General features: G+C 66.3%; 18 protein-coding genes and 1 pseudogene. 6 read left to right on the plus strand and 13 right to left on the minus strand.

Annotated elements, in window-relative coordinates:
* Positions 1-129 precede the first annotated feature (129 nt).
* Together G342_RS0101890 and hisN are read left to right on the plus strand one after the other, a co-directional pair.
* Complete coding sequence (locus tag G342_RS0101890; protein ID WP_026304030.1) at positions 130-1,008, plus strand: N-formylglutamate amidohydrolase; 879 nt, start codon at positions 130-132, stop codon at positions 1,006-1,008.
* Positions 1,009-1,337: 329 nt separating this feature from the next.
* Positions 1,338-2,123 carry a histidinol-phosphatase gene (gene hisN, locus G342_RS0101895; protein ID WP_018181408.1) on the plus strand — a complete coding sequence of 262 codons (786 nt, stop codon included), beginning with the start codon at positions 1,338-1,340 and terminating at the stop codon, positions 2,121-2,123.
* Between the two features lie 40 nt (positions 2,124-2,163).
* Here hisN and G342_RS0101900 read toward each other — a convergent pair whose 3' ends face one another.
* The 3 genes from G342_RS0101900 to G342_RS0101910 form a co-directional block, all read right to left on the minus strand.
* Positions 2,164-2,901 carry an SDR family oxidoreductase gene (locus G342_RS0101900; RefSeq protein ID WP_018181409.1) on the minus strand — a complete coding sequence of 246 codons (738 nt, stop codon included), beginning with the start codon at positions 2,899-2,901 and terminating at the stop codon, positions 2,164-2,166.
* A 129-nt stretch (positions 2,902-3,030) separates the two neighbouring features.
* Positions 3,031-3,975, minus strand: a complete 945-nt coding sequence (locus G342_RS0101905) for an alpha/beta fold hydrolase (RefSeq protein WP_018181410.1) — start codon at positions 3,973-3,975, stop codon at positions 3,031-3,033.
* 185 nt (positions 3,976-4,160) lie between these two features.
* Positions 4,161-4,580, minus strand: a complete 420-nt coding sequence (locus G342_RS0101910) for a hypothetical protein (protein ID WP_018181411.1) — start codon at positions 4,578-4,580, stop codon at positions 4,161-4,163.
* A 287-nt stretch (positions 4,581-4,867) separates the two neighbouring features.
* Here G342_RS0101910 and G342_RS0101915 point away from each other — a divergent pair, with 287 nt between their 5' ends.
* On the plus strand, positions 4,868-5,332 hold the full coding sequence (locus G342_RS0101915) for an Hsp20 family protein (RefSeq protein ID WP_018181412.1): 465 nt from the start codon (positions 4,868-4,870) through the stop codon (positions 5,330-5,332).
* A gap of 59 nt (positions 5,333-5,391) precedes the next feature.
* Here the strand turns inward: G342_RS0101915 and G342_RS0101920 are convergent, their stop codons facing one another.
* The gene (locus G342_RS0101920; RefSeq protein ID WP_018181413.1) at positions 5,392-6,453 is read right to left on the minus strand and encodes a threonine aldolase family protein; all 1,062 of its coding nucleotides are present in this window, start codon (positions 6,451-6,453) and stop codon (positions 5,392-5,394) included.
* 591 nt (positions 6,454-7,044) lie between these two features.
* Between G342_RS0101920 and gltB the strand changes: the two genes are divergently transcribed.
* The gene (gene gltB, locus G342_RS0101925; RefSeq protein ID WP_051094043.1) at positions 7,045-11,763 is read left to right on the plus strand and encodes a glutamate synthase large subunit; all 4,719 of its coding nucleotides are present in this window, start codon (positions 7,045-7,047) and stop codon (positions 11,761-11,763) included.
* Between the two features lie 10 nt (positions 11,764-11,773).
* A complete protein-coding gene (locus G342_RS0101930) occupies positions 11,774-13,195 on the plus strand; it encodes a glutamate synthase subunit beta (RefSeq protein ID WP_018181415.1) in 1,422 nt (473 codons plus the stop codon).
* Positions 13,196-13,349: 154 nt separating this feature from the next.
* Here G342_RS0101930 and G342_RS22940 read toward each other — a convergent pair whose 3' ends face one another.
* The 3 genes from G342_RS22940 to galE form a co-directional block, all read right to left on the minus strand.
* Positions 13,350-14,627: an SGNH/GDSL hydrolase family protein gene (locus tag G342_RS22940; RefSeq protein ID WP_018181416.1), complete on the minus strand. Its 1,278-nt coding sequence runs from the start codon at positions 14,625-14,627 to the stop codon at positions 13,350-13,352.
* A 59-nt stretch (positions 14,628-14,686) separates the two neighbouring features.
* Complete coding sequence (locus G342_RS0101940) at positions 14,687-15,940, minus strand: lytic murein transglycosylase (RefSeq protein WP_018181417.1); 1,254 nt, start codon at positions 15,938-15,940, stop codon at positions 14,687-14,689.
* Between the two features lie 81 nt (positions 15,941-16,021).
* Positions 16,022-17,014 carry a UDP-glucose 4-epimerase GalE gene (gene galE, locus G342_RS0101945; RefSeq protein WP_018181418.1) on the minus strand — a complete coding sequence of 331 codons (993 nt, stop codon included), beginning with the start codon at positions 17,012-17,014 and terminating at the stop codon, positions 16,022-16,024.
* A 148-nt stretch (positions 17,015-17,162) separates the two neighbouring features.
* Between galE and galU the strand changes: the two genes are divergently transcribed.
* Entirely contained in the window at positions 17,163-18,041 is an 879-nt protein-coding gene (gene galU / locus G342_RS0101950) for a UTP--glucose-1-phosphate uridylyltransferase GalU (RefSeq protein ID WP_018181419.1), read from the plus strand.
* 211 nt (positions 18,042-18,252) lie between these two features.
* On the opposite strand, the gene G342_RS0101955 is transcribed toward galU, so the two are convergent.
* From G342_RS0101955 to G342_RS0101980, 6 genes and pseudogenes are all read right to left on the minus strand, one after another.
* On the minus strand, positions 18,253-18,840 hold the full coding sequence (locus G342_RS0101955; RefSeq protein WP_018181420.1) for an NAD(P)H-dependent oxidoreductase: 588 nt from the start codon (positions 18,838-18,840) through the stop codon (positions 18,253-18,255).
* A 4-nt stretch (positions 18,841-18,844) separates the two neighbouring features.
* A pseudogene (locus tag G342_RS22945) lies at positions 18,845-19,425 on the minus strand (NAD(P)H-dependent oxidoreductase).
* Between the two features lies 1 nt (position 19,426).
* On the minus strand, positions 19,427-20,842 hold the full coding sequence (locus G342_RS0101965) for an FAD-binding oxidoreductase (protein ID WP_018181421.1): 1,416 nt from the start codon (positions 20,840-20,842) through the stop codon (positions 19,427-19,429).
* A gap of 2 nt (positions 20,843-20,844) precedes the next feature.
* Entirely contained in the window at positions 20,845-22,158 is a 1,314-nt protein-coding gene (locus G342_RS0101970; protein ID WP_018181422.1) for a cytosine deaminase, read from the minus strand.
* A 1-nt stretch (position 22,159) separates the two neighbouring features.
* A complete protein-coding gene (locus G342_RS0101975) occupies positions 22,160-23,038 on the minus strand; it encodes an ABC transporter permease (protein WP_018181423.1) in 879 nt (292 codons plus the stop codon).
* Complete coding sequence (locus G342_RS0101980) at positions 23,035-23,850, minus strand: ABC transporter ATP-binding protein (RefSeq protein WP_018181424.1); 816 nt, start codon at positions 23,848-23,850, stop codon at positions 23,035-23,037. Before G342_RS0101980 ends, G342_RS0101975 begins: the two co-directional genes overlap by 4 nt.
* Positions 23,851-23,887 lie beyond the last annotated feature (37 nt).

Below are 23,887 nucleotides of genomic sequence, written 5' to 3' on the forward strand. Positions count from 1 at the left end.
GGGGTAGAAGTTCGCGCCGACGACCGAGCCGGTGGACAGCCCCAAGCCATATTGGCACCATGAAGCGGCGCAGGTATCCAGCACGGATCCGTGTGCCCAAGAACCGGGAGAGAGACGATCGACGCCGCGCTGGACCTTCCGAATGCGCTTCCCTTCGAAGTGGTCGCTCCGGCCGAGCAGCGCATTCCGTTCGTCTTCAACTCGCCACATAGCGGCCGCGTCTATCCGGCCGACTTCCTCGAGGCCTCGAAGCTCGACGAACGGATGATCCGCCGTTCGGAGGATACGTTCGTCGACGATCTGTTCGCCTCGGTGGTGCCGCTCGGCGCGCCCCTGATGCGGGCGCATTTTCCGCGCGCCTGGCTGGATGTGAATCGCGAGCCCTACGAGCTCGATCCGCGCATGTTCGACGGCGAATTGCCGCCCTATGCCAATGTGCGCTCACTGCGTGTCGCCGGCGGCCTCGGCACCATCGCCCGCGTCGTCTCGGAGAATGTCGAGATCTATGCCGAGCCGATCCCGGTCGCCAGCGCGTTGCACCGCATCGAGACGATCTACAAGCCCTATCACGAGACGTTGCGCCAGACGCTGGCGACGACGCACCAGCGCTTCGGCTATTGCGTGCTGGTCGATTGCCATTCGATGCCGTCCTCGGTGCGGGCGGCGCCGGGCCGAGCGCGAGCCGACATCGTGCTCGGCGACCGCTACGGCACCAGCTGCGCGCCGGCGATCTCGGAAGCAGCCCACGCGATCCTGACCGATGCCGGCTACGCGGTCGCGCGCAACAAGCCCTATGCCGGCGGATTCATCACCGAGCATTACGGACGGCCGGATCGCGGCCTGCATGCGCTGCAGATCGAGATCAATCGCGGCCTCTACATGAACGAGCGGACGCTGCAGCTGAATTCCGGCTTCGAGCGGCTCGCCGCCGACCTGGCGCGCTTCACGGCGGCGCTATCGAGCGTACCGGACGCCGCGCTCTATCCCCTGCCCGAGGCGGCCGAATAGGATTCCAAGCAGAAAAAAGGGCCGCTCGTGAAACGAGGCGGCCCAAGTCTAGGGAGGAAACGCCCAAGAAGGGCAGCGGTAGGTCGACGCCAATCGAGCTACCGCACCGCAATAAATTGCGCTTGCACTGCAAAAAGATCAAGACCCTTTCCGACATCGACCTTCCGCTGCGACGATTCGGCCACACGCGCTGCGACCGAGACACGCGCCATGCTCAGGCGAATAGAAATAGACAATTGAAATCAGCCTGTTAGACAGACAGTTCTGAAAATAACGGCGGCGTGCGAATGCCGCATGGCACGCATGCAGAAGCCTCTGGAGCCTCCATCATGACCACGCCCGCCCTGATCGAATTCCTCGACAAGCTCGCCGATTCTGCCGGAAAAGCGATCATGCCGCATTTTCGGGCACTCGATTCGGTGGAGAACAAGGCGGCGTCCGGCTTCGATCCGGTGACCGTGGCGGACCGGGCCTCGGAGGAGGCGCTGCGGGCCCTGATCAACGCGCATTATCCTGAGCACGGCATCATGGGCGAGGAGTTCGACGACGAGAACGCCGACGCCGAAAACGTCTGGATCCTCGACCCGATTGACGGCACGCGCGCCTTCATTTCCGGCCTGCCGGTCTGGGGCACGCTGATCGGCCTCGTCTCCGGCGGCAAGCCGGCGCTCGGCATGATGGCGCAGCCCTTCACCCGCGAGCGATTCGCCGGCGACGGCAGCCGCGCCTGGTACACCGGCCCGGACGGCGACCGCGCCCTGAAGACGCGGTCCTGCGAGACCATCGAAGAAGCGGTGCTGTTCACGACGACGCCGGCGCTGTTCAAGGGCGCCGATCGCGAAGCCTATGAGCGGGTCGAGAGTCAGGTCCGCCTCGTGCGCTATGGCTGCGACTGCTACGCCTATTGCATGGTCGCGGCCGGCTTCGTCGATGCCGTCATCGAAGTCGGCCTGCATCCCTACGACATCGTCGCGCTGATCCCCGTCATCGAGGGCGCCGGCGGCCGGGTCACCAACTGGGAAGGCGGCCCGGCAACCAGCGGCGGTCGCGTGGTGGCGAGCGGTGACGCGCGCCTGCACGAGAAGATCCTGGCGACGCTCAACCGTTCCGCCTGACGCGAACGGGGCGACGCCGAAGCACCGCCCTGCCCGCCGCCTAGATCGACTGCAGATAGCCGCCGTCGACGGCGATCGCCTGGCCGGTGATGTAGCCGGCGCGCTCCGAGGCAAGGAAGGCGGCGAGGGCTGCGAACTCTTCCGGCTCGCCGATGCGGCCGGCGGGGATCTTCGAGCCGACCTTCGCGCTGGTGACGCCGAGATCCTTCATGCGGTCGGTGTTGGTATAGCCCGGCATCAGCGCATTGACGGTGATGCCGGCGGCCGCGACATCGCGGCTGATCGAATTGACCAGGCCGAGCAGACCCGCGCGCAGGCCGTTCGAGACGACGAGACCGGACATCGGCTCCTTGGCCGCGACTGATGTCACCGCGAGGATGCGCCCGAAACCCTTCGCCCGCATCGCCGGCAGCGCCGCGCCGACGCTTTCGACGAAGCTCATCCAGAGATTGTCGAAGCCGGCCTGCCAGGCGGCATCGGAGATGTCCTCGAAATTGCCCGGCGCCGGACCGCCGGTATTGGTGACAAGAATATCGGGGCCGGAGCCGAGAAGCGCGGCCGCCTTGCCGACCAGCGCGCGGCTGGCGCCCGGCTTCGAGACGTCGCCCGCCAGGCCGATCACGCCCAGTTCCGCCGCCACCGTCTCGACCCGGGCCGCATCGCGCGCGACGATGACGACCCTGGCGCCCTCCGCCGCGAGCTCGGCGGCGACCGCCCGGCCGAGGCCGCGCGAGCCGCCGAACACCAGGGCGGTCTTGTCGTTCAGTTTGAGATCCATGGCGATATCCTGCTGTTGGAAGGCGCCGAGGTTCGCAAATCCGCCGGATAAAAACCACCCGCCGGAACAAGGGCTTGCCGGAGTCACGGCAAGGCCGCCGGCCCCTGACGGGCAAGAAGCGCTCGACGGTTAGGCCGGCGAGCCGGGGATGAAGGCGTCGAAGGCGGCCCAGAACAGGCCGCGGATCGGATCGCGCTCCATCAGGATTTCATGGCGGGCGCCGGGAATGACGATCTGCGAGCCGATCCGCATCTCGCGGGCGAATCGTTCAATGGCGAGCGGCGACACCACCCTGTCCTCGCCCGCCGCGATCATCAGCGTCGGGATGCGGATCGAGGCGGCGAAGGCCGGATTGGCGGCCTCGTTCATCGCCCGGCAGGCGGCATGCAGCCAGGAAATCGTCGGCGCGCCGACGGTCAGTTCCGGATGCGCCTTGCCGACCGCCACCGTGCGGGCGAAGCGGCGCGGGTCGCTGGTCAGCGGATTGCCGGCGAAACCGCGTTCCTCGACCTGGGCGATCTTGGCGCCGGGCGGAAAGGCGTCGCCGAGGCCGAGCAGGGAAAAGGCGCCGGCGGTGAAGTTGATCACGCCGCGCGACGGCGCGAAGCCACCGAAATCGAGCAGCGGCGAAGCCAGCACCATGCGCGAGAAGATCTGCCGCGAGCGTCGCGCCACGCGCAGGCAAACCAACCCGCCGGTCGAATGGGCGAGCCCGAAATAGGGCGGCGGACAATCGGGCAGCGCGACCTGCTGCATGAAGGCTTCCAGGTCGCGCTCATATTCGGAAAAGTCGTCGACATGGCCCTTGCGGGGATTGTGCAGGCGCCGGTCGGAGCCGCCCTGCCCGCGCCAGTCGAAAGTGGCGACGGCAAAACCCCGATCGAGCAGTTCGCCGATCACCTCAAAGTATTTCTCGATCGCCTCGGCGCGGCCGTGCACCAGGCAGATGGTGCCCTTGCGCTGGCCGGCCGGACGCCAGACGGCGGCGCGCAGCTTCACGCCGTCCGGCGTCGTGACCGTGTGCTCGACGGCGCCGGAAGGAATCGGATTGTCGGGAAGGGAAATCAGGCTCATCCGCCGCGCATGTCCGCGTTCGAGGGTCCTGTCGGTCTTAGCCGAGCCGCCCGGGACCGACAAGCAAAGCCCGCAGACGAAAAACCGGCGACATCTCGCGATGTCGCCGGCTGACAGGCCGATCTCGTGCGGGGGGCAGATCGAGACCAGCCGACAGGTCGGAGCCCGAGTGCTCGGGGCCGCGATTACCAGCGGCGCCAGTCGTCGCCCCAGCCGCCATGCCAGCCGCGCTCGCCGCGCCAGCCATTGTCGACCAGGCGACGGCGCAGGACCTCGCCGGAATAGGCATCCACCACAAGGATAAAGTCGCGGCCGCGGGCCGAGGCGCGGACGATCGACACGTCGCGGCGGTCGCGGATGACATTGATGTCTCGATAGCCCTGGTAGCGAATCGCCCGGTAGAGCTCGCGTGTGCCGAGCGGACGGCGGCGGCGATCGTCGCGATAGCCGTCGCGCGGGCCGGCGCCACGCGGGCCTTCATAACGGCCGCGGCCGTCCTCGTAACCGCCCCGGCCGCCCTCGAACCGATAGTCCTGCGCCTGCGCCGCCATCGGGGCGGCAAGGGCTCCGATCAGCGCGGTCGTGGCGAGAATGGCCTTGATCATTTTGGATTCTCCAGAAGTTTGGCCGGACGATCATGCTCCTCGCCGGCCTTGAGGACGAAACTAGCGGTGGTCGCCTGAACACCATCCGAACTGGCCGTTCATGTGCCGTTCAGCCAAGCCGCTGACGTGCGGGAGCCGTGCGGCGGACACCCTCTTGAAGACGCCGGGACTGCTTCCCACATCCTCTCTGCGGATGCCGAAATCGGGTCCGCGAGGCGCGCGACACCGGCCAAGAATGGCGGTGACGCGTGATTTTGGAACTTCTGTCGCTCTGAAGGAGGACACCCATGCGTACGTTTGACCTGAGCCCCCTCTATCGCTCCACCGTCGGTTTCGACCGTCTCTTCTCCCTGCTCGACCAGTCGACTGGCGTCGAGGCCGGCGTGCCCGGCTATCCGCCCTACAACATCGAGCGCACGGGCGAGAACGCCTATCGCATCACCATGGCGGTCGCCGGTTTCGGCGAGAGTGAACTCTCGATCGAATCGCGCGAGAACACGCTCACCGTGAAGGGCGAGAAGAAGGTCGAAGACGGCAAGGATGCCGAAGTTCTGTATCGCGGCATCGCCGCCCGGTCCTTCGAGCGCCGATTCCAGCTCGCCGACCATGTCGAAGTGAAGGGCGCCCGACTCGAAAACGGCCTTCTGCACGTCGAACTCGTCCGCGAGATTCCGGAAGCGATGAAGCCGCGCACGATCGCGATCACCAGCGGCAAGAACGCCAGCCAGCAGATCGAGGCGAAGGCCGCCTGAATCGGCTCGCGATAGCAGCCTGTTGATGGGGCGCCCCACAAAAGTGGGGCGCCTATTTTCTAGGCGTCGACTGCTGAAATAATTCGCACGAAATTGTCGACGTCCTCGGCGCGGGTCCGGAAGCTGGTCACCAGCCGGATCGCGATGAAATCGCCCCGGCGCGCGCTGTCGACCAGTCCCTCCGGCGGCCATTCGTAGTAGACCGCCCCCGCCGCGCGCAGACGCGCATCGACCGCCTTCGAGATCACCGCGAACACCTCGTTGCCGTCCGGCAGGAAGGCGAGCGTGGCGTCATCCGCCGCCTCGATCCCGGCCGCCAGGCGGCGCGCCATGGCATTGGCGTGGCCGGCGAGCTCAAGCCAGTGATCGTCGGTGAGATAGGCGTGGAACTGGGCCGCGACGAAGCTGCTCTTCGAGAACAGGTGGCCGGCGCGCTTGCGATGGAATTCGAAGCCCCGCGCCTGGCCACGATCGAAGAAGATCACGGCCTCGGCGGCGAAGCAGCCATTCTTCGAGCCGCCGAAGGAGAGCACGTCAACACCGGCCCGCCAGCTCGCCTCGGCCGGCGAGACACCAAGCCCGGCGACCGCATTGCCGAAGCGCGCTCCGTCCATATGCAGCGGCAGGCCCGCGCCCCGCGTAACGGCCGCCAAAGCGGCGATTTCCGCCGGTTGATAGGCCGTGCCGGCCTCGGTCAGCTGGCTGATCGATACCGCCACCGGCTGGCCGTGATGCACCGCCTCGGCCGGGTAGAGCGCGATCGCGGCAGCGAGATCGGCCGGATGCAGCTTGCCGTTGGCGCCGTCGATGCGGTGCAGCCGCGTGCCGCCGCCGAAGAACTCCGGCGCGCCGCCCTCGTCGACCGCGATATGCGCGTCGCGATGGCAGAAGACGACGCCGCCGGGGCGGGCGAACTGTGCCAGCGACAGCGCGTTCGCCGCCGTCCCCGTCGCAACGAAGAAAGCCGCCACGTCCCGCTCGAAGACGCGCGCGAACGCCGCCTCCACCGACGCCGTCAACGGATCGCTGCCATAGGCCGGGGCTGTGGCGCCGGCCGCCTCGACAAGAGCGGCCGCCACGCGGTCGGAGGCCCCTGTCCAATTGTCGCTTGCAAAAATCATGACGCCATATCGCGGACGAGCGGGCCGAAGCGCAAGCCCCCAATCGCCGCGATCGGGCCCGGACGGCGCCGCCTAATTCCGTTGCGGCGCCTGCCTAAAATTACGGCAAGAAATGCCATTTGGCGGCCGCGGGAAATGACGCAGCGTCACAAGCCAGTTTTGCAACTTTGTTACGTTATTGAGCTACATTCGGGAACGAAAGTATGATGGCTGCGCACCTTTCGAAACAAACACAATGCGTGATCATCAACCCGCTTGCCGTGCCGAGAGAGTTCTGGCATTTTGGCGCGCCTTGAATTAGGACAGTCTTGCTGTCCCATTATTCAAGGCAACGTCAGGCGTTTCGGCGCATTGGCGAGACGGGCGAGCGGGTTCGGAATGAACCTTGCTTGCGACAGGTGCCCGGCCCGAAGGGGCCGGCGTTGCGACGCTGGAACGGCGCGGCGAGACGATTTGGACGCCCAGCGTCTTTAGTATCGAATACGGCGGGTACGCCGGTTGGTCATCCAAATGTCCCTTCCAAGGGACAGGCGGGAGAGCGGCCGGTCGAGACGTCGAATGATGAACCATAGAGGATGAGAGGGCACTCAGATGCCGAAGGTCTTACGTGAAGCGGAAATGCAGATGGCAGCAGCGGCGACGGCCCGCGCGGCCAAAAGCACCGCCGCCCGTAACAAGGCCGGCGGAATAGGTGCCCAGGGCCTGTATGACCCACGCAACGAGCACGACGCCTGCGGCGTCGGCTTCATCGCGAACCTGAAGAACGAGAAGTCGCACCGTATTGTCCAGAGCGGGCTGCAGATCGTCCGCAATCTCGAGCATCGCGGAGCGGTCGGCGCCGACCCGCTGATGGGCGATGGCGCTGGCATGCTCGTGCAGATCCCGCATCGCTTCTTCGTCGACGAGGCCGAGCGCCTCGGCTTCGCCGTCGGCGCGCCCGGCACCTACGCCGTCGGCTTCCTCTTCCTGCCCCAGGACGCGGAGATCCGCGCCGGCATGGAGAAGATCGTCGAGGAAGTCGTCGCCTCCGAAGGCCAGGTACTGCTCGGCTGGCGCGACGTGCCGGTCGACAATTCGTCGCTCTCCAAGGCACCCGACATCGCCGCCACCGAGCCGCACCATCGCCAGGTCTTCATCGGCCGCGGCAAGGGCATCGAGAGCGAGGACGCGTTCGAGCGTCGGCTGTTCATCATCCGCAAGGTGATCTCGAACCGCATCTACGCCGCCTATTCCGGCCTGAACAACGACTTCTATGTCGTGTCGCTGTCGGCGCGGACAATCGTCTACAAGGGCATGTTCCTGGCGGAGCAGCTCGGCGCCTATTACCGCGACTTCCACGACGAGCGCTTCGAGAGCGCGATCGCGCTCGTGCACCAGCGCTTCTCGACCAACACCTTCCCGTCCTGGCGGCTGGCGCATCCCTACCGCATGGTCGCGCATAACGGCGAGATCAACACGGTTCGCGGCAACGTCAACTGGATGGCGGCGCGGCAGGCCTCGGTCGATAGCGAGCTCTACGGCAACGACATCTCGAAGCTGTGGCCGATCTCCTATGAGGGGCAGTCGGACACCGCCTGCTTCGACAACGCGCTCGAATTCCTGGTCCAGGGCGGCTATTCCCTGCCGCACGCGGCCATGATGCTGATCCCCGAGGCTTGGGCGGGCAACCCGCTCATGGACGAGCAGCGGCGTGCCTTCTACGAATATCACGCCGCCCTGATGGAGCCCTGGGACGGGCCGGCCGCCGTCGCCTTCACCGACGGCGTGCGCATCGGCGCCACGCTCGACCGCAACGGCCTGCGTCCGGCGCGCTACCTCGTCACCGAGGACGGCGACGTGCTGCTTTCGTCCGAGTCCGGCGTGCTGCCGATCCCGGAAGAGAAGATCGTCACCAAGTGGCGGCTGCAGCCCGGCCGCATGCTTTTGATCGACCTTGAGCAGGGCCGCATCGTCTCCGACGAGGAGATCAAGACCGAACTCGCCACCAAGCTCCCCTACCAAGAGTGGCTGGCACGCACCCAGATCGTGCTCGAGGACCTGCCGCCGGTGCCGCCGCGCGCGCCGCGTACCGACGTGACGCTGCTCGATCGCCAGCAGGCCTTCGGCTACACGACCGAGGATTTGAAGCTCCTGATGGCGCCGATGGCGACCACGGGCCAGGAAGCCGTCGGCTCGATGGGCACGGACACGCCGATCTCGGTGCTCTCCGACAAGTCGAAGCTGCTCTACACCTATTTCAAGCAGAACTTCGCCCAGGTGACCAATCCGCCGATCGATCCGATCCGCGAGGAGCTGGTCATGAGCCTCGTCTCCTTCATCGGACCGCGGCCAAACCTGTTCGACCTCTCGGGTGCCGGCCGCCGCAAGCGGCTGGAAGTGCGGCAGCCGATCCTGGAGAACCCGGATCTTGAGAAGATCCGCGCCATCGGCGAGCTGGACGACAACCCGTTCCAGTCGAAGACGCTCGACATCACCTATGCGATCGCACAGGGCGCCGAAGGCATGGCCGACGCGCTGGATCGGCTCTGCGAGCGCGCCGAGGCGGCCGTGCATGGCGGCTACAATATCATCATCCTGTCAGATCGCATGATCGGACCGGACCGGATCCCTATTCCGGCCCTGCTGGCCACCGCCGGCGTGCACCACCACCTGATCCGCAAGGGCCTTCGGACCTCGGTCGGTCTCGTCGTCGAGACGGGCGAGGCGCGTGAGGTGCATCATTTCTGCGCGCTGGCCGGTTTCGGCGCCGAGGCGATCAACCCCTATCTCGCCTTCGAGACGCTGACCGACATGAAGAAGGACTTCCCCGAGGAGGTTGACGACGAAGAGATCGTGCATCGCTACGTGAAGTCGATCGACAAGGGCATCCTGAAGGTCATGTCGAAGATGGGCATCTCGACCTACCAGTCCTACTGCGGCGCGCAGATCTTCGACGCGATCGGTCTCGCCTCGGACTTCGTCGACCGCTACTTCTTCGGCACCGCCACCACCATCGAGGGCGTCGGCCTCAAGGAGATCGCCGAGGAGACTGTACGCCGGCACGCCGCTGCCTTCGGGAATGGCGCCGTGCTGCGCAACACGCTCGATATCGGCGGCGAGTACAACTACCGAATCCGCGGCGAGCGCCATGCCTGGTCGCCGGATTCGGTGGCCACCCTGCAGCATGCCGTGCGCATCGGCTCGTGGGAGCGCTACGAGGACTACGCCAAGGCGATGAACGAGCAGTCGAAGGCGTTGCTGACGCTGCGCGGCCTGTTCGAGATCAAGATGGCGGAGGATGTCGGCCTGACGCCGGTGCCGCTCGACGAGGTCGAACCGGCCGCGGCGATCGTCAAGCGTTTCGCCACCGGCGCCATGTCGTTCGGCTCGATCTCGCGCGAGGCACACACCACGCTCGCCATCGCCATGAACCGGATCGGCGGCAAGTCGAACACCGGCGAGGGCGGCGAGGAGGCCGAGCGCTTCCTGCCGCTGCCGAACGGCGACTCGATGCGTTCGTCGATCAAGCAGATCGCTTCCGGCCGCTTCGGCGTGACGACGGAATATCTCGTCAATTCCGACGTGATGCAGATCAAGGTCGCGCAGGGTGCCAAGCCCGGCGAAGGCGGCCAGTTGCCCGGCCACAAGGTCGACGCGACCATCGCCAAGGTCCGGCACTCGACGCCGGGCGTCGGCCTGATCTCGCCGCCGCCGCACCATGACATCTACTCGATCGAGGATCTGGCCCAGCTCATCTTCGATCTGAAGAACGTCAACCCGGCGGCCGACGTTTCGGTCAAGCTCGTCTCGGAAGTCGGCGTCGGCACGGTCGCCGCCGGCGTCGCCAAGGCGCGCGCCGACCACATCACGATCTCCGGCTTCGAGGGCGGCACGGGTGCGTCGCCGCTGACCTCGCTGAAGCATGCCGGCAGTCCGTGGGAAGTCGGCCTGGCCGAGACCCAGCAGACGCTGGTGCTGAACGGCCTGCGTTCACGCATCGCCCTGCAGGTCGATGGCGGCTTCCGCACCGGTCGCGACGTCATCATCGGCGCCCTGCTCGGCGCCGACGAGTTCGCCTTCTCGACGGCACCGCTGATCGCGGCCGGCTGCATCATGATGCGCAAGTGTCATCTGAACACCTGCCCGGTCGGCGTCGCCACCCAGGACCCGGTCCTGCGCAAGCGCTTCAAGGGCGAGCCGGAACACGTCATCAACTTCTTCTTCTTCGTGGCCGAGGAAGTGCGTCAGTTGATGGCGGCGATGGGCGTGCGCAGCCTGGAAGAGCTGATCGGCCAGTCCGATCGTCTCGACAAGGTCGCAGCGGTGAACCACTGGAAGGCATCGGGTCTCGACTTCACCAAGCTGTTCCACAAGGTCGAAGCCGGCCCGGACGAGATCCGGCACACCCAGCTGCAGAAGCACCCGATCGAGCATGTGCTCGACCGCAAGCTGATCGCCGAGGCACAGCCGGCGCTCGCGACCGGCAAGCCGGTCCAGATCGAGGCGGCAATCCACAACACCGATCGCTCGGCCGGCGCGATGCTGTCGGGCGAGGTCGCCAAGCGCTACGGCAATGACGGCCTGCCAGACGACACGATCGCCATCACGCTGCGCGGCACCGCCGGGCAGAGTTTCGCCGCCTTCCTGGCGCGCGGCATCTCGATCGACCTGATCGGCGAAGGCAACGACTATGTCGGCAAGGGCCTTTCCGGCGGACGCATCGTCGTGCGGCCGGCCGAGAACAGCCGGATCGTGCCGGAAAACTCGATCATCGTCGGCAACACCGTTCTCTACGGTGCGACCGAGGGCGAGGCCTATTTCCGCGGCGTCGCCGGCGAGCGCTTCTCCGTCCGCAATTCGGGCGCGATCGCCGTCGTCGAGGGCTGCGGCGACCATGGCTGCGAATACATGACGGGCGGCATCGTCGTCGTGATCGGCCAGACCGGCCGCAACTTCGCGGCCGGCATGTCGGGCGGCATCGCCTATGTGCTCGACGAGGACGAGACCTTCGCCGAGCGCTGCAACCTGTCGATGGTCGAGATCGAACCCGTCCAGGAAGAGGACGACCTGCTGGAAAAGCTGCACCACCATGGCGGCGACATCGAGCACAAGGGCCGGATCGACATCACGTCGAACATGAACCGTCACGATGACGAGCGCCTGCATCTGCTGATTTCCAAGCATCTCCACTACACCGGCTCGGGCCGGGCCAAGGAGATCCTGGAGCATTGGGAAAGCTATCGTCCGAAATTCCGCAAGGTCATGCCGGTCGAGTATCGGCGCGCACTGATCGAGATGGAACGCGCGCGCTACGGCGTGGCGGCCGAGTAAGGGGAAAGAAATGGGTAAGGTAACGGGCTTCCTCGAAATCGACCGCCAGGACCAGAAGTACCAGCCGGCTGCGGACCGCATCCGGCACTTCCGGGAATTCACCCTGCCGCTGAACGACCAGGACGTCGTTCGGCAGGCAGCGCGCTGCATGGATTGCGGCGTTCCCTTCTGCCATGGCGATACCGGCTGTCCGGTCCACAACCAGATCCCGGACTGGAACGACCTCGTCTATTCCGGCGATTGGCAGGAGGCCGCGCGCAACCTGCATTCGACCAACAACTTCCCGGAGTTCACCGGCCGCATCTGCCCCGCGCCCTGCGAGGAAGCCTGCACGCTGAACCTCGAGAACGTGCCGGTCGCGATCAAGTCGGTCGAGCAGTCGATCGCCGACAAGGCGTGGGACCAGGGCTGGATCAAGCCGGAGATCCCGGCCGTGAAGACGGGCCGCAAGGTCGCCGTCGTCGGCTCGGGCCCCGCCGGCATGGCCGCCGCGCAGCAGCTTGCCCGCGCCGGCCACGACGTCCATGTCTATGAGCGCGAGCCCAAGGCCGGCGGCCTGCTGCGCTACGGCATTCCGGACTTCAAGATGGAGAAGCACTTCATCGACCGGCGCGTCGCGCAGATCGAGGCCGAGGGCGCGACGTTCCACTACGGCGTCAATATCGGCGTCAACAAGTCGATGGCAGAGCTGGTCGCCGACCACGAAGCGGTGCTTCTGACTGGCGGCGCCGAAGCACCGCGCGACCCGAAACTACCGGGCGCGGAACTGGAGGGCGTGCACTACGCCATGCCGTTCCTGGTCCAGCAGAACCGCCGCGTCGGCCGCGAGGAGATCCACGAGGAGCCGATCATCGCGACCGGCAAGCGCGTGGTCGTGATCGGCGGCGGAGACACGGCGTCCGACTGCGTCGGCACCTCGTTCCGCCAGGGCGCGCTCGCCGTCACCCAGCTCGACATCCGCCCGATGCCGCCGCTCAAGGAGGACAAGCTCTCGGTCTGGCCCTACTGGCCGACCAAGTTCCGCACCTCCTCGTCGCAGGCAGAGGGCGCCGAGCGCGAGTTCGCCTGCGCGACGCTGCGGGTCGTCGGCAAGAACGGCAAGGTCACGGGCGTCGAATGCGCCCGCGTCGATGAGAAGCGCCGGCCGATCGAGGGCACGGAGTTCATCATCCGCGCCGATCTCGTGTTCATGGCAATCGGCTTCGCGCATCCGCTGCACGAGGGCATGCTGACCGAACTCGGCGCCGATCTCGACAAGCGCGGCAATCTCGCCGCCGACACCAAGAGCTACCGCACCTCGGTCGACAAGGTGTTCGCGGCCGGCGACATGCGCCGCGGCCAGTCGCTGGTGGTGTGGGCGATCCGCGAGGGCCGCCAGGCGGCCCACTCGATCGACAAGCACCTGATGGGCGCGACCAACCTCGCCTGGTAGGCGGCAGCTCCCGTCCCAGGACGCAGCAACAAGAAAGCCCTCGCCGGTCTCCGGCGAGGGCTTTTTCATGTCCGCATGGCTCAACAGGATCTGGGCCCGAATGTTCGGGGCAGCAGGCAGCGCAGAGGAAGCGCCGTCCCGGAGCTCCCCGCCCCTATCGCAGCGCCGGGCCCAGTTCCGGAACACCCGCCGTCGGCGCCGGCAGGATGACGATGCCGTCGACGATGCTGCCGGGCGCCTCGGCGCTCTCGTCGTCGGCATGCGGCGGCTTCCAGGCGAAATCGTCGATGCGGCCCGGCTGGGCGGCGGGCGACTTGCCCTCGACGGTCAGCTTGTACTGGTCGCTGTCCGCCGCCGGTCCCGGCGTCGCTTGGTCGGTGGCGCCGATCAGCTTGCCATCGGCGCCCGGCTCCGGATCGGTCAACGAGATCACGGGCCCTACCTGGCGCTCCTTGCCGTCCGGGCCGATCTCCATCGTCGCGTTCGGATTGGTCGGCGTCACCGAGCTCATCGGCAGGCCGAAGCCACTATCCTGGCGGATGTCGCGCTCGACGAAGAAGGCGAGCTTGCGCCGCCCTGACTTGGTGAAATTGATGCCGTCGCTGCCGCGCAGCGTCCGCGTCTGGCCCTCGATATCCGGCCCGCGCGCGACGAACTTACCGTTCTCGTCGGCGAAACCGTCCCAGACATCGATGAACCGGCCGCCGACCGCCTCGACACGGCCCTTGAACAGCGTGTTGAGGAAGGCCATGTCGGCCGAGGCATCCTTGGAGCGCATCGGCGGCACGCCGACCCAGTAGACCGGTTTGCCATAGGTCTGCAGCGCCAGCAGGAAGCGCTCGACGCGCTGCTGATAGGCCTTCTGCCACTCGTCCGAGCGCGGCGCGAAACGGCCGTCCTTGGTCTTGATCTGCTGGCGGTCATTGGTGCCGAGCAGCACGACCACCATGTCCGGCTTCTCGGCCACCAGCACTTCCGAGATCTTGCCGGCCCAGTCGAAATGGTCGTCGCGGACGAACCCGGACGGCCCGTCCGAACGATCGATGACGGCAAGACGCGGTTCCTCGGCGAAGGCCTGGTCGAGGCCCCAGGCGAGGCCGCCGGCGACAAAGTCGCCGACCACCAGCACCTTCTTGGCGTCCGGGTTCTTCGGCTGGATCTCCAGCGCCGGATAGACGGGCTCGGCCGGGGCCGCCGGCCGCTTCTTGCGCGGCTGGTCCGGACGCGGGATGCGCTGGCCGGGCACGGCCCGCCGCCCGCCGAATTCGCTTTGCGGGATATCCTGCGGCGGCGGCCGTTCAATGCCGAACAGCCGATCGAGAAAGCCGGCCGGCCCTCCCCGAAACTGTGCCGATGCGGGCTCCACGATGCCGACAAAGGCAAAGGAAACCAGCACGACGACGGCGAAGGCGCGAAAGAGACGAACCAGCATGGCCATATCCGACGGGAAGCGACCGCCTGCCCTCGACGGTCTTCCCTTAAGGAACGATCTTACCTGCCGGAACGCAGCCGCTGCAACAGCCCCGTTGAGGCATAGCCATCGGGGATCATGCCGGCCGACGCCTGGTAGGAGCGGATCGCCTTCTTGGTGCCGGCGCCGATCTTGCCGTCGACGGTGCCGCCATAGAAGCCGTGCCGCCCGAGCAGCGACTGCAGCTCCGCCCGCTCCGACGCCGCCAGCGGCCGGACTTGGCGCGGCCAGCCCGAGACGAACTCATTGCCGCCGCGCAGCCGATCGGCGAGATGGCCGACCGCCAGCGCATAGGCGTCGGCATTGTTGTAGCGCTTGATGACGCGGAAATTGTGCAGGAGCAGGAAGGCCGGTCCGCCGGCGCCGGCCGGTGCATAGAGCCGTGCTGCTTCGTTCGATGCCGGGAATTGACGGCCAGCGACCCGATGCACGCCGAGCTTGCGCCACTGGTCGAGCGATAGCGACTTGCCGGAATCGGCATGGTGCCAGTCGAAGCCGGCCGGCAGCTCGACCTCGTAGCCCCAGGTCTGGCCGTGCCGCCAGCCCATCTTGGCGAGGTAGTTGGCGGTCGAGGCGAGCGCGTCGATCTCCGAGGTCCAGATGTTGCGCTTGCCATCGCCGTCGAAATCGACGGCATAGGCCTGGTAGGTGGTCGGGATGAACTGGGTATGCCCCATGGCGCCGGCCCAGGAGCCGACCATGCCGCGGGGGCTGACATCGCCGCGCTGCAGGATCTTCAGCGCCGCGATCAGCTGCTGGCGGCCGTATTTTGCCCGCGAACCGCCCTGATAGGCGAGCGTCGCCAGCGAGCGGATGGTGTTCTTGACGATCTTGTCGTTGGTCAGCACCTGGCCATAGGAGGATTCCATGCCCCAGATCGCGACGATCACGCTGCGGTCGACGCCGAAGGCCTGTTCGATCTGGCGCAGCTGACGATCATATTGCTTGAGCATGTCGCGGCCGTTCTCCAGCCGCTTGGCCGAGACGGCGCCATCGAGATATTCCCAGAGCGGCTTGACGAACTCCGCCTGCGAGCTCGCCTTGGCCAGCACGTCGGGATCGGGGGTGAAATTGCCAAGCGCGGCGTTGTAGACGCTGCGCGAGATGCCGGCCTTCTGCGCCGTGGGCCAGAAGCTCGCCACCCAGCGCGCGCCGGCGGCGTCCGCCATCGCCGGCAGCAATCCGGCCAACAGCATCACCACCAGCAGGACGACGCGGGTTCCGGCAGCCGTGATCGGCTGAACTGCGGAAACGGGCGGGCTCCAGAATGCCATGTCTCAGAATTCTCCTCGGGTTCTTCGGGTATCCGCTCCGGGCGGGGGGGGGGCCGGAGCGCGTCGCGCCGGGGGGCGCCGTCAGTCGCGCTGGTTTCGTCGTCCCAGCGCCTCTTCCCACGCCAGCGCCGTCGCGACGCAGTCGTCGAGATCGTCATGCTGCGGTCGCCAGCCGAGCTTGGTGCGGGCGCGTGTCGAATTTGCGACAACCGCCGGGACGTCGCCGGGCCGGCGTTCGCGCTCGACGACGCGGAAATCGCGGCCGGAAGCCCGGCGCACCGCCGAGATCACCTCGCGGACGCTGTAGCCATGGCCATAGCCGCAATTGGCGACCAGGCTGTCGCCGCCGGCATGCAGATAGGCGAGCGCGTCGGCATGGGCATTGGCGAGATCGGAAACATGGATGTAGTCGCGCACGCAGGTGCCGTCCGCCGTGTCATAGTCGGTGCCGAAGATCTCGATCCGGTCGCGCTTGCCGAGCGCCGTCTCGCAGGCGACCTTGATCAGATGCGTGGCGCCCTTGGTCGACTGGCCGGTGCGGCCGCGCGGATCGGCGCCGGCGACGTTGAAATAGCGCAGCGCCACATAGCGGAAATCATGCGCATGCGAGGCATCTTCCAGCATCATCTCGGTCATCAGCTTGGAGCGGCCGTAGGGCGATTGCGGCAGCGTCGGCGCACTCTCCTCGACCGGCTCGGTGCCGGCGTCGCCATAGACGGCGGCGGTCGAGGAAAAGATGAAGTGCCGCACGCCAGCCCGGATCACCGCCGCCATCAGCGCGCGCGATTTGACCGTGTTGTTCCAATAGTAGCCGAGCGGGTCGGCCACCGATTCCGGCACGACGATCGAACCGGCGAAATGGATCACCGCGTCGATGGAATGCTCGGCGACCAGTCGCCCGACCAGCGCCTCGTCGGCAATGTCGCCTTCAACAAACACGGCCTCCGGAGCGACGGCCCACTGGAAGCCTGTGGACAGGCGATCAAGAACGACGACAGGCTCGCCGGCGTCAACAAGACGCCACACCATATGGCTACCAATATAGCCGGCACCGCCCGTCACCAGAACAGCCACTTCGAAACTCCCGACAGATTCGTATTGTTAATGAACTATGAATAGGTGAACGAAGTCTTGATGCGACCGAAATTCTCGCTTTTCCATTAGCCTTATCGATAGAAATCTGCCGATATGTTCCCCGTACCGATGCATCCGTGAGGCGTCTATGAACCCGAAGATTCGCAAGGCCGTATTTCCTGTTGCCGGTCTTGGCACCCGCTTCCTGCCCGCGACCAAAGCCATGCCGAAGGAGATGCTGACGGTCGTCGATCGTCCGCTGATCCAGTATGCCGTCGACGAAGCGCGCGAAGCCGGCATCGAGCATCTGATTTTCGTCACGGGCCGCAACAAGGCGGTCATCGAAGACCATTTCGACGTCCAGTACGAGCTGGAAGCGACGCTGACCGACCGCGGCAAGAAGGACGCGCTCAACCTGCTCGCCAAGGACCTGCCGAAGCCGGGCTCGACCTCCTTCACCCGCCAGCAGGTGCCGCTCGGCCTTGGCCATGCCGTCTGGTGCGCCCGCGAGATGATCGGCAACGAGCCGTTCGCCGTGCTGCTGCCCGACATGGTCATGAAGGGCGAGCCGGGCTGCCTGAAGCAGATGGTCAAGGTCTATGAGGAATGGGGCGGCAACGTCCTCGCCGTCGAGGAATGCGACCCGGCCCAGACCCATCAGTACGGCATTGTCGGCATCGGCTCCGAGATCGGCGGCCCCGCCTTCCGCATCAACGCCATGGTCGAAAAACCGAAGCCGGAAGTCGCACCGTCCAATCTCTACATCAACGGCCGCTACATCCTGCAGCCGCAGATCTTCGACCTCCTGTCGAAGCAGGAAAAGGGCGCCGGCAACGAGATCCAGCTGACCGACGCCATGCTGCGCCTGATGGACCGCCAGTATTTCTACGGCTGCCGCTTCGACGGCCAGACCTATGACTGCGGCAACAAGGTCGGCTTCCTGGCGGCGAACGTCGCCTTCGCGCTCGATCGGCCCGATATCGCCGACGAATTCCGCCCCGAGCTGGAGCGGCTGCTGGCGCGCTGACGGGAGCTAGCACCAACGCGATCCATCACCTCTCCCACGGGGAGAGGTGAACCGCGTCGGCTATCTGTCGATGGGTCGGAACGCTCCGTCATCCCGGGCGTAGACCCGGGATCCATTCAGCCGGGTCGCTGGGTGTTTCGCGCGGCGAGGCCACGGCCGCGTGGATCCCCGCCTTCGCGGGGATGACAGCGAGTTTGAGGGAGCGCCGGCCCTACAGCCGGCCGATCTTGCGATCGACCTTGGCGAGGTAGCGCGCCCGGCTCTCTGGCGTGGAGCTGTCCATCTTGTAGTGCGCCATGTAGCTGGTGCGGCAGAGCGGATGGCAGAGGGTGCGAATGCCGCGCAGGAGAATGCGCCTTCCCGGCTCGCCGACGAATTTCGACAGCATCCAGGTCGCGCCGCAGGTCGTCACCACGGCGAGCTTGCGGATATTGGTCATGCCCGGCCGCGCGCCATGCGTCGCTGTCGGCATCACGAAGGTGGCATGCGGCACCCAGACCCGCTCCAGCCAACCCTTCAGCATGGCCGGCGGGCTGAACCACCAGGTCGGATAGACGAAGACGAGGATCTCGCACCATTTGATGTGGGCGAGATGCTCGGCGATCGGCAGCTCGTTGACGCCCGGATCATTGTAGACGCGCCGCTCCTCCGCCCGCATGACCGGATCGAAGCCGCAGGCGTAGAGGTCGAGCAGGCGAACCTCGTGGCCCGACCGGCGCAGCGCCGCCAGGACCGTGTCGCGGACAGCGGCGCCGAAACTTTCGGGCACGGGATGAGCGAAAACGACAAGTGCGCGCATGAGCCTAGAAGCGTCCCATTTCCATCGATACGCGCTTCAGAAACGCCGATCGCGTCGCTTCCGTCGAGCGGTTCATGTCGTAGTGAGCGAGATAGGTACCCGGCCGAGCGAGCCGATCTGCGCGCGCAGCACGCGCTTGACGCTGCGCCGGGGCGGATCGCCGACGACGAGCGCCCGCCAGCGCGCACCGCCATAGGTGGCGATCGCCGCGAGCTTGCGGATATGCCTGAGATTGCCGACCGCCTTGCCGTTCTCCATCCGGAACGACACGCCGGGCAGGAACACCCGGTCGAAGAAGCCCTTCAGGATCGCCGGAAAGCCGAAATTCCAGACCGGGTAGCAGAGGACGAGCGCTTCGGCCTGGCTGACGCGCTCGACATAGGCGTCGACATTGCGCCGATTGACGGCGACGTCGTGATAGTCGATCCGCTCCTGCCGCGACAGCACCGGATCGAAGCCCTCGGCATAGAGGTCGCAATCGTCGACCTGATGCCCCGCGCGCCCCAGAGCCTCGACGACGGTGCTGTGCACCGCCGCCTGGAAGCTCGTTTCAACGGGATGCGCGTAGAGCACCAATACCCGCATTTCAGCCGACGGCTCGCATGCCCGGGAACAGGAAGGTCTTGGTCGATTCGAAATCGAAGTCCGGATCTTCCCAGGCGATCATCTTGCCAGGGTTGAGCAGGCCCTTCGGATCCGCCTCGCGCTTGAAGGCGAGCTGGGCGAGGTCGGTCTGCTTCATGCCGCCCTCCTCCAGCGTGTAGCGGTGCGGATTGAAGATCGGGCAGCCGTGCTCCTCGTGGATCCGGATGATCTCGTCCAGCCGCTCCTCGGTGGTGTAGCGCACCATCGGCAGGCCCATCGGCGTGATCTTGCCGTCGAAGCGGACGAATTCGAGATGGCCGGGCACCTCGTCGCCGAACAGCTTGGTCAGCGCCTCGATCTTCTCGATGTGGTGCGGCGGCGGATACATCGACTGCAGATAGGTGATCGACGGATCGACGCGGATCGCCCGCAGCGTGGTGTGGTTCCAGCCGAGCTCGTAATTGGGCGGCAGGCCCTTCAGATCGGTGGCCGTGTCCGAGCGGAAGACGATCTCGCCCTTGCTGCGCGACGTGAAGGCGACGAAGGCGTCGACCGCGTGCGGCGCGACCGAGACGATCGCCAGCGACTGGCCGGGCTTCAGAAACTTCTGGTGGCGCAGGAAATAGTCGTAGGGGATCGGCGCCGCGACTGTGGCGAGTTCCTTGATCATCAGGCCGTCGGCATTGCCGACGCTGTCGGCATAGCGCACCGAATCCATGTAGTCGTCGAAGCCGACCAGGATGTCGACCCAGTCATAGGCGGTGGTCAGCGGCATCTCGACCTCGGTGATGATGCCGTTGGTGCCATAGGCGTGCATCACCTTGTGCAGTTCCCAGCCGGTCAGCTCGAGAATGCGGGGCTCCGCCTCCATGGTGACGACGCGCAGCCTGAGCACGTTGCCGATGTCGCGCAGGCCGCCCCAGCGGATCGAACCGACGCCGCCGGAGCCGCCGGCGATGAAGCCGCCGATCGTTGCCGTCTTGGCAGTCGAGGGGTGCAGCCGCAGTTCCTGGCCGGAATGCGCCTTCGTCTCGGCATCGAGCTGGGCGACGACGACGCCCGGCTCGGCGATGACGCGGCCGGGATAGATCGCCTTGACCTTGTTCATGTCGGCGAGGTTCAGGATCAGGCCACCGGAAAGCGGCATCGCCTGGCCGTAATTGCCGGTGCCGGTGCCGCGCGGCGTGACGGGAACGTCATGCTTGAAGGCGGCCTTGAGGATGCGGATCACTTCCGCCTCGTCCTTCGGCGTCGCGACCAGGTCGGCCGTGACGTGATCGAGCTGGGCCTTCAGGACCGGCGAGTACCAGAAGAAATCGCGGCTCTTCTGCTTCACCAGCGCCGGGTTCTCCTCGATCGCGATGCCGTCGAGATCCGCCTTCAGCGCAGCGAGGTCATTTCTGAATTGATGAGCCATGATCAGTGTCCAAACAGGGAATCGAGTTCGCGATAATCGGGCAGTGTCCGGTCGATCGCCTTGCCATAGCGCAAAACGATCCGATCGGATTGCGGTCGCGACAGGAATTCCGACCAGCTCCTGGCCCGGAACAGGACCAGATCGGCGGGATCGCCGACCCGGATCCGCCCGACATCGGGACGGCGCAGGATGGCGGCGGGGTTGGTGGTGACAACGCGGGCAGCGCCATCCAGCGGATGGTCGAGATGCAGGATCCTGACCGCCTCGCGGAACACCTCGACGGCGTCGAGATCTCCATAGGCGTAAAACGGATCGCGCGTGTTGTCGGAAGCAACGGCGGTAAGGATGCCGCGCTCCTCCATCTCGGAGAGCAGCGTGACGCCGCGCCAGCGCGGCGTGCGACCGGGATGGCGGTCCTGCAGATAGAGATTGCACATCGGCAGCGAGACGACGGCGAGGCCGGCCTCGGCGACAAGATCCATCGTGCGGTCGGCCTCGTCCTCGTCCTGGCGGGCGAGCGAGCAGCAATGGCCGACGGTCACCTGGCCCTGATAGTCCGTGCGGATCGCGGCTTCCGCGATCGCCTTCAGCGAGCGTGCATTTGGATCGGCCGTCTCGTCGACATGCAGGTCGATGTCGAAGCCGTTCTCGGACGCCATGGCGAAGAGATGGTCGAGCGCCGTGTCGAGGCCGGGGATCATGTAGGTGAAGCCGCCGATGACGCCGCCATAGGCGGAAACCGTCTCGGTCAGCCGCGCCCGCACCGTCTCGTCGAGATAGAGCTCGATCGGCGACAGCGCCACGCCCTGCAGGTCGACGCGGCCGGCCCAGGCGTCGCGCGCCTCGGCGAAGGCCGGCCAGGAAGCCGGGAATTGCGGCGGCACGCAGTCGATATGCGTGCGGATCAGCCTCGTGCCATGCGCATAGGCGGAGCGGAGCGCGAACTCCATCCGCGCCCGCACGTCTTCCGTCGTCCAGTGGGCATTGCGATCGGCGTCGACCGCCGCCAACGCATCGGCGAAGCTGCCCGACGGATTCTCGCGGCGCGACCAGATATGGCCCTTGTCGAGATGGGTATGCATGTCGACGAAGCAGGGCCAGACCTGGCCGTGATCGAGATCGAGCGCCGGCAGGTCGGTGACGCTGCCGGCCGGCCGCAGCGCCTCGATCCTGCCGTTCGAAACGACGATGTCGGCGCGCATCAGCCCCTCGCCGGCATCGCGGCCATCGAAGCCGTCGACAGTGACGGAGGGCAGCGTCGCATTGGCGAGCACGTAGCGATCCGCCTTCGGGACCGCGGCGAAGCCCGTCACCATCTCAATTCTCCCGCCGGATCGCGCTTTCGTGCCACCGGCGCAGAAGCAGATGAGAAATCAGGCTGGTGGCGCCGTAGATCACCACGCCGGTGGCGCAGAGCAGGATCAGCGCCGCGAACAGGCGGGGAATGTTGAGGCGATACTGCGATTCGAGCAGGCGGAAGGCGAGGCCGGAGCCGGCGCCGGCCGAACCCGCCGCGAACTCAGCCACCACGGCGGCGATCAGCGCCAGGCCACCGGCGATCCGCAGACCCGCGAGGAAATAGGGCAGTGCCGCCGGCAGCTTCAGGTGGATCATGGTCTGCCAGCGGCTGGCGCCATAGAGCTCGAACAGGTTGAGCAGATTGTGGTCCGTGCTCTTCAGGCCCTGCGTCGTGTTGGACAGAACCGGGAAGAAGGCGACGATCCAGGCGCAGATCAGGAGCGCCGACTGGGTCGACGGCGCGTAGATCAGGATGAGCGGCGCGATGGCGACGACCGGCGTCACCTGCAGGATGACCATGTAAGGCGACAGCGCCAGCTCGATCCATTTCGACGAGGTGAGCAGGATCGCCAGCGCGACGCCGCCGACCAGCGCGATCGCCAGCGCCGCGAAGGTGATCTTCAGCGTCACCAGCAGCGCCATGCCGAGGATCGGCCAGTCCTTGACCAGCGACTGGGCGACGAGATCCGGGCCGGGCAGAATGTATTTCGGGATGTTGTAGGCCGCGACATACCAGGCCCAGAGGCCGATCAGCATGGCCAGCATCACGAGCGGGATGAGGATCCGGAGGATGCGCTCGCTCACCGGCATGGTCGGAATCGGCGCGGCCGGGGTGTCTTCATGGGCAGCCGCCGGCGAGGTCTCGGCCGCGGCGGGGCCCTGGTCGATGCTGGTCATAGGTGGTCAGCCGCTCCGATGGCGGAAAGAAGGGATTCCGAAGTCCGGCGGCAATATTCGCCATAGGCCTGCGAGGTGCGGAAGCCGATGCCACGCGGATGCGGGGCGTCGACGTCGATCTCGTCGATGACGCGGCCCGGGCGGGCGGCCATGACGACGATGCGGCTCGACAGGTAGACGGATTCGAAAACCGAATGGGTGACGAAGACGATGGTCCAGCCGAACTGCTCCCAGAGCCGGAGCAGGTCGTCGTTGAGCTTCTGGCGGGTGATCTCGTCCAGCGCCGCGAAGGGCTCGTCCATCAGCAGGATGCGCGGGCGCGTCACCAGCGCGCGGGCGATCGAGACGCGCATCTTCATGCCGCCTGACAGTTCGCGCGGATAGGAATCGACGAACTTGTCGAGGCCGACCATCTCCAGCGCTTCCATGACGCGCGGACGGGCAGCCTCCTTCGAGATGCCCTTCAGCCGCAGCGGCAGCCAGACATTCTTGAACACCGTCGCCCACGGCATCAGCGTCGGCTCCTGGAACACGAAGCCGATCTCGCCCTCGCTGCCCTTGCTCGCCGCCTTGTCGTCGGGCCAGACGATGCTGCCCGAGGACGGTTCCCCGAGCCCGGCCAGCATCCTGAGCGCGGTCGACTTGCCACAACCAGACGGGCCGAGAAGGCTGATGAACTCGCCGGCGCGGATCGTCAGCGACATGTCCTTCAGCGCGATCGTGCCGTTCGAAAACGTCTTCGAGATGTGTTCGAGACGAACGATGGGCCGTCCGGGCGCGGCGGATGGCGGGCTACTGGTTGCGAGAGACAAGAATACCGTTTCCTCAACTAAAGTGGCGAAACGCGCC

The organism is Kaistia granuli DSM 23481 (assembly GCF_000380505.1).
GTDB classification, from domain to species: Bacteria; Pseudomonadota; Alphaproteobacteria; order Rhizobiales; family Kaistiaceae; genus Kaistia; species Kaistia granuli.